Annotated in this window: 4 protein-coding genes; 1 reads left to right on the forward strand and 3 read right to left on the reverse strand. The window is 54.9% G+C overall.

Annotated elements, in window-relative coordinates; all coding sequences use genetic code 11:
* Positions 1–54: 54 nt before the first annotated feature.
* The 3 genes from galE to mscL all read right to left on the reverse strand — a co-directional run bounded on the left by galE (position 55) and on the right by mscL (position 3,000).
* Positions 55–1,092: a UDP-glucose 4-epimerase GalE gene (galE, locus tag RT613_RS17055; protein ID WP_313617229.1), complete on the reverse strand. Its 1,038-nt coding sequence runs from the start codon at positions 1,090–1,092 to the stop codon at positions 55–57.
* 156 nt (positions 1,093–1,248) lie between these two features.
* Positions 1,249–2,415 carry a pyridoxal phosphate-dependent aminotransferase gene (locus RT613_RS17060; RefSeq protein WP_313617231.1) on the reverse strand — a complete coding sequence of 389 codons (1,167 nt, stop codon included), beginning with the start codon at positions 2,413–2,415 and terminating at the stop codon, positions 1,249–1,251.
* Between the two features lie 156 nt (positions 2,416–2,571).
* Positions 2,572–3,000 carry a large conductance mechanosensitive channel protein MscL gene (gene mscL / locus RT613_RS17065; protein ID WP_313617233.1) on the reverse strand — a complete coding sequence of 143 codons (429 nt, stop codon included), beginning with the start codon at positions 2,998–3,000 and terminating at the stop codon, positions 2,572–2,574.
* A gap of 219 nt (positions 3,001–3,219) precedes the next feature.
* Between mscL and RT613_RS17070 the strand changes: the two genes are divergently transcribed.
* A complete protein-coding gene (locus RT613_RS17070; RefSeq protein ID WP_313617235.1) occupies positions 3,220–6,729 on the forward strand; it encodes a PAS domain-containing hybrid sensor histidine kinase/response regulator in 3,510 nt (1,169 codons plus the stop codon).
* Positions 6,730–6,823 lie beyond the last annotated feature (94 nt).

Consider the following 6,823-nt stretch of genomic DNA (forward strand, 5'->3'; position numbering starts at 1 on the left):
AAGGACATGCCCTTCCGGCATCAACCCGCCCATAAGGCGGCGCCGGGCTGAAGATCAGCGATAACCCGCGACGGCCAGCTTTTGCTGAATCGTGCCAAGCTCGCCTGCACGCTGTTCTTCAAGCGTGGCTTCCCATGCCAATGCCGTGCGAATGATCAGGTTGAGATCATCATAACGCGGCTGCCAGCCAAGCACGGATTTTGCGACGGATGAATCCGCAATCATGCTGGCGACATCGCCAGGGCGACGCGAGCAATAGTCAATCTTGATCGAACGGCCATATTCCTGCTGGACCGCAGAAATGACGTCCATGACCGAATAACCGTGGCCGTAACCGCAATTGGCAACCAGCGGCTGCCCCCCGGCACGAAGATACACAAGCGCCCGGATATGGGCATCAACCAGATCGTTGACGTGGATGTAATCACGCACGCCGGTGCCATCATGTGTGTCGTAATCGAGACCATACACATTGACGTGGTCACGCCGACCAGTGGCGGCTTCACAGGCAACCTTGATCAGGTGCGTTGCCCCTTCAGCGGAAAGGCCGGTACGGCCGTGGATGTCCGCGCCAGCGACGTTGAAATAACGCAAGGCAACGTAGCGCAGATCATGGGCGGCAGCGGCATCACGCAGCATGATTTCCGACATCAGCTTGGAAAGACCATACGGGTTTTCTGGGCTAAGAATGGCAGTTTCAGCGACAGGACCATCGACATGCTGGTTGCCATAAACGGCAGCCGTTGACGAATAAACGATGTTCTTCACGCCATGGGCGAGCGCCGTGGACACCAGGGTTCCGGTCTTGCTGGTGTTATTCTCGTAATAATCAAGCGGGCTGGAAATGGAATCCGGCACAATCACCGATCCTGCAAAATGCATGATGGTGTCGATGTCGTTCTCGGAAAAAATCTGGTTCAGCAGTGCGGTATCGCCGACATCACCGAGGTAGAAACGCGCCTGCGGCGCGACAACCCAGCGAAAGCCGGTCGAAAGGCGATCCAGAACGATAACGTCTTCACCTGCGTCCAGCAGTGCCCAGACCATATGGCTGCCGATGTAACCAGCTCCACCCGTAACCAGAACAGACATTTATGTACTTCCCTGTTTCTTTTTGTTGGAAGCACAAAACCATTCAACTGTTCACTATTCATTACGCTGAGGGTTCACCGGTAGAAAACGACAAGTAATTCAAATAACGTTGCTTACAAGCCGTTTTCAAAACCGATAAAATTTTAATGAGCCGCCTTAACGGCTCAAAATATAGGACGACAGGCGGTCCGCAGCGTCGCGGATCTGGTCGGGATTGCGCAGGAAGCAGGCGCGCAGGAACAGCTCTCCACCCTTGCCAAATGCGGTTCCCGGCGCAAGGCCGACACCTGTTTTATCGACGATATCAAACGCCGCTTCGCGGCTGTTGGTGACACCGTCGATTTTCAGGAATGCGTAGAGTGCACCATCCGGCTTCAGCGTTTCCACCCGGTTGGTGGCAATCAATGCGTCGCAAAGAATGTCACGCGACACACGTGCGCGCTCAAAGTTCTGCTGCACGAAGTCATCACCCTCATCCAGCGCCACTACCGCACCACGCTGCATGAATTGCGCAACGCCTGAGGTGGAATATTGAATGAGGTTTTCGATCACCTGGCCGATTTCCGGCGGTGCGACCACCCAGCCAACGCGCCATCCGGTCATCGACCAGTTCTTGGAGAAGGAGTTGGCAAAAATAATGCGATCGCCTTCGTCCATGACATCAAAGAACGATGGAGCGCGACCCTCGCCGTAATAATATTGGGCGTAGATTTCGTCAGCAATGATCCAGAGACCGTGTTTTCTGGCCAGCGCCAGAATATTGGTGAGGTCTTCATGGGTGGCTGCCCAACCGGTCGGGTTGGACGGCGTGTTGATGAACAGTGCACGGGTCTTGGGCGTGATGGCCTTTTCGATCTTGCCAATGTCCAACGACCATTTTCCATCGGCAAAATCGATACCGACGCCGACGGCACTTGCGCCGGCAACACCAATGGCTGCGACGATATTCGGCCAGGTCGGGGTGAGATAGATCATCTCGTCGCCCGGCGATGTCAGGGCCTGAACCGAAAGGGCAATGGCCTGCATGCCGGAGCCGGTGACCAGAAAACTGTCCTGCGGCAAGGAAACGGAGAAATGGCGCTGGTAATAACGCGAAAGCGCATCGCGCAATTCCGGAATACCGCGCTGCCAGGTGTAGAAGGTTTCACCGGCATTTAATGCTGCCACCGTGGCGTTGCTGATGAAATCAGGTGTCGGCAAGTCGCCTTCACCCGTCCACAAAGGCAGCAGGCCTTCGCGGCCACGAGCATATTTGACGATTTCAATGATACCGCTGGCAGGTGCGGCGAGAGATCTGGCACTCAAGCTATTCAATAAAGGCATAAAGGACACACTCCGTTTGTCCTTTATTACGCAATCACCCTGCCCTCTTCCATGGAAATTACGTGAAGATCATATCGCATTTTGTGATGGATCAAGAACCGGCCAGCCCTGCAACCGGCCGGTCCAAAAATCGAGAGGCAGCCAGGCTGAAAAGGATCAGCGTGCCTTGAGAAGATCGCGGATTTCCGACAGCAGCTTGATGTCTTCCGGTGGTGGCGCCGGTGCGGCTTCCGCAGCCGCCTGCTGACGCTCAACACTCGCGCGTATCTTGTTTACGCCCTTGACCATCAGGAAGATGATCCAGGCAAGAATCAGGAAGTTGATGACCACGGTGAGGAAGCTACCATAGGCGAAAACCGCGCCCTGCTCACGAGCGGCTGCAAGCGATACTGCAGTTACATTTGAGCTAAGTGGCAAGAAGTAGTTCGAAAAGTCAAAGCCACCGAAGATTGCGCCGACAACAGGCATGACGAGGTCGTTGACGACGGATTCAACGATCTTGTTGAAGGCCGCGCCGATGATAACGCCGACAGCAAGGTCCATGACGTTACCTCTGGCGATAAATGTTTTGAATTCATTGAGCATTCAAGATGTCCCCAGTTAGATCAGTCCAACGAACGCCAGACTGCTTCATCATAACATGCTAAACCAAAGTTTAAATGCTTCTCTATCTATACGCGCAATTATATGATCAACGCCAAACCATTGACGACCAAAGAGTAATTTCCAACCTTGCGCATTTGTCCTATGGTTTGCCCCGGAGGATCATGAAAGCCTGTCATTTTGCCGGGCGATGGAGGGCATGTGCTTCCCGGTTGGGTAATCTTAGTCGCGGCATTTTCCTATATCCTGCTGTTGTTTGCAGTTGCCAGTCTCGGTGACCGCAACAGCCGCCGCCGAAGTGTTCCCAAACGCGGGCGACCCATTGTCTATGCACTCAGCCTGGCGATTTACTGCACGTCCTGGACCTATTTTGGCGGGGTCGGCCTTGCCGCAAGTCACGGGCTGGAATTCCTTGCCATCTACATCGGTCCGGTTCTGGCATTTACCATTGGCATGCCGGTCATCAAACGCATCGTGCAGCTTGCCAAGGCTGAAAAGCTGACCTCGGTCGCCGATTTCATTGCTGCACGCTATGGCAAGAACTCGGCCGTTTCGATCATCGTTGCGCTGATTTCGCTGATTGGTGCAATTCCCTACATCGCGCTGCAGCTCAAGGCGGTTTCCAATTCCGTCGCGGCGATGGTCAATCCATCCGATTACGGCATTGGCAGTGGCAACCTCTATTTCCTTGACCTTGCCTTCATCGTCACCGTGTTGATGGCGGGTTTTGCAATCATTTTCGGAACGCGCCATACCGATGCGACGGAACACCAGGACGGGTTGATCCTTGCCATTTCCATGGAGTCCCTTGTCAAGCTGCTGGCGATCTGTACGGCTGGGATCTACGTTATCTTTTTCCTGTTTGACGGGCCCGTGCAGCTTTGGGAACTGACCCGGCAAAACGAGCAGGCCATGGCGGCGCTGACTTATCAGACCCCGCTCAGTCGCTGGATTGTTCTGAGCACACTGTCGGCCTTCGCCATCATCATGTTGCCACGCCAGTTCCACGTGACGGTTGTTGAAAACCGCACCAGCGAAGAGCTGAGGATGGCGGGTTTTCTATTGCCGCTTTACCTCATCGCCATCAACATCTTCGTCTTACCGATTGCCATGGCGGGCGTAATTACACTCGGCAACACTGGAGAGGCCGATCTTTACGTACTGCAACTGCCGCTGATGAGAGAAATGCCTGTTGTCACGCTGATCACCTTTATCGGCGGGTTTTCTGCGGCAACCGCCATGGTCATCGTGGCATCCGTGGCCTTGTCGATCATGATCTCCAACGACATCGTGATGCCTATTTTCCTGCGCCACAAACTGATGAGCCGCACAACGCATCGCGCCGATTTTGCCAAGACACTTCTCAACATCCGCCGCACCGCCATCTTTTCGGTTCTGCTTTTGGGATATGCCTATTACCGCGCAGCTGACAGCACGACTGGTCTTGCCTCGATCGGACTTCTGTCCTTTGCCGCGATCGCGCAAATGGCGCCATCGCTGTTTGGCGGGCTTCTGTGGCGCAGAGCCAATGCCCGTGGCGCCATTGCCGGTCTCGTCTCTGGCTTCCTGGTCTGGGCCTACCTGCTGTTTCTGCCAAGCCTTGGCGGCCCGGATTATTCGCGTGTTGCGGCAAGCATTCTCGGCTTTGTGTTTCCTGGCCTGTCACTGTTCAGCCCGGAAAACCATGATCCGCTTGTCAACTCGGTCATTTTGAGCCTCATCATTAACAGCTTGGCTTTTATTCTGGGTTCATTGTCGCGCAATCCAAGACCAGTGGAACGCATTCAATCCGGCATTTTCGTCAAGCGGCATTCACGGTCGCAATTTGCCACGCGAGGCTGGAAAACCCGTGTCAGCGTTGGCGACCTCAAAGCTGCGGTGGCACGTTATCTCGGTGAAGAACGCATGCAGCGTTCCCTTGCCACCTATGAAAAAACCGCCGGGCGAAAATTGGATGACGACCAGCCGGCCGATATGGCTCTGATCCATTTTTCCGAACAGTTGCTTGGCAGTGCCATCGGCTCCTCATCGGCACGGCTTGTGTTGTCGCTTATCCTGCAAAAGGCCGAAGACACCAATGCAGATACCGCCTGGCTGCTCGATCAGGCCAGTGAGGCGCTGCAATATAATCAAGACATGCTGCAAACCGCGCTTGCGCAAATGGATCAGGGCATTGCGGTTTTTGACAGCTCCCATCAGTTGACCATCTGGAACAGACGTTTCAGAACCCTGCTCGACCTGCCGGAACAGTTTGGCCGGGTTGGCCTGCCGCTTTCCGACATTGTCGCTATGCTGCAGGAGCGCGGTGACGTGACATCCCGCGATTCAGGCCAGCTTATTGGCAATTTTCTGACACTCGACATGCCATTTTCGATTGTCCTGTCGCAAAGCGGGAGGATTATCGAAGTGCGCTCCAACGCCATGCCGGACACCGGTATCGTTGCGACCTTCACCGATATCACCGAGCGGGTTGCTGTCGGCCGTGCCTTGCAACAGGCGAACGAAACACTTGAACAAAGGGTTGCAGAACGCACAAGCGAATTGACGCGCGTGAACTGTGAACTGGCGGAAGCACGTGCCCTTGCCGATGAAGCCAATATGGGCAAGACACGGTTTTTTGCTGCTGCCGGCCATGACATTCTCCAGCCGCTCAATGCCGCCCGGCTCTATTCATCAGCACTTGTCGAGCGGCTTGGAACCTCAGCAGATAGCACGCTGGTGCAGAACATCGATTCATCGCTGGAATCGGTGGAAACCATTCTGGGGGCAGTGCTCGATATTTCCCGTCTTGATACCGGCGCCATGAAACCCCGCTTTGCTTCCGTGGCGCTGAGTGACCTGCTGCGGCGTATCGAGACAGACTTTGCGCCGATTGCTCGTGAGAAGAAGCTCAAACTGGTGGTGATGCCTACGTCGCTTTCGGTGCGTTCCGATCCCAACCTGTTGCGGCGACTGGTGCAGAACCTTGTTTCCAACGCCATCAAATATACGATCTCCGGCAAAATTCTGGTTGGCGTGCGCCGTGATGGCGACAATGTCATTCTGCAAGTGATGGATTCTGGCATCGGCATCCCCGCTTCGAAGTTCAGGACGGTTTTCAAGGAGTTTGCACGCCTTGAGGAAGGCGCCAGAACGGCAACAGGTCTGGGTTTGGGTCTGTCTATCGTTGACCGCATTTCGCGCGTCCTGAACCATCCTGTGCAGCTTTCCTCGACACTCAGCAAAGGCACGACATTCAAGGTCTGCCTGCCACGCGACACCTCGCAAACAGGCAGCGTCACCAGCCTTCAAACCGGTTCTGCCAGTGGCATGCACCAGACACTCGGCGGGTTGCGTGTGCTGTGTATCGACAACGAACCAAAGATCCTTGAGGGCATGACGCTGTTGATCAGTGGTTGGGGATGCGATGTGACGCAGGCAGATTCAATTGCCGCTCTTGATGTGCTGCCTGTGAAGTCACCGCAGCCGCCTGATCTCATCATCGCCGATTACCACCTAGGCGATGGCAGCGGTGTTGGTGCCATCCTGCTGCTCCGCACGCTTTACAAAACCGACATCCCTGCACTTCTGATCACCGCCGATCGTACGCCGGATGTTCGCAACGAGGCGGAAAAACACAACATCACCATTCAGCACAAGCCGGTACGCCCCGCCGTCCTGCGCGCCTACATGACCCAATTGTCTGCTCGCATTCGCGCTGCTGCCGAATAGTGTTGAGATAAGAAGGCCCGAAATAAAAAAGCCCCGCAACTGAACTGACCCCATAAAGTTGGACGGTTCATAGGTTTGGCTGATTTAAGGGCTG

Source organism: Agrobacterium sp. (genome assembly GCF_032092815.1).
Classification (GTDB): domain Bacteria; phylum Pseudomonadota; class Alphaproteobacteria; order Rhizobiales; family Rhizobiaceae; genus Agrobacterium.

What these genes read in the sequence shown, in the direction of transcription:
- galE (WP_313617229.1), bottom strand. Translation starts at nt 1,092, where the DNA reads ATGTCTGTTCTGGTTACGGGTGGAGCTGGTTACATCGGCAGCCATATG.
- RT613_RS17060 (WP_313617231.1), bottom strand. Translation starts at nt 2,415, where the DNA reads ATGCCTTTATTGAATAGCTTGAGTGCCAGATCTCTCGCCGCACCTGCC.
- mscL (WP_313617233.1), bottom strand. Translation starts at nt 3,000, where the DNA reads ATGCTCAATGAATTCAAAACATTTATCGCCAGAGGTAACGTCATGGAC.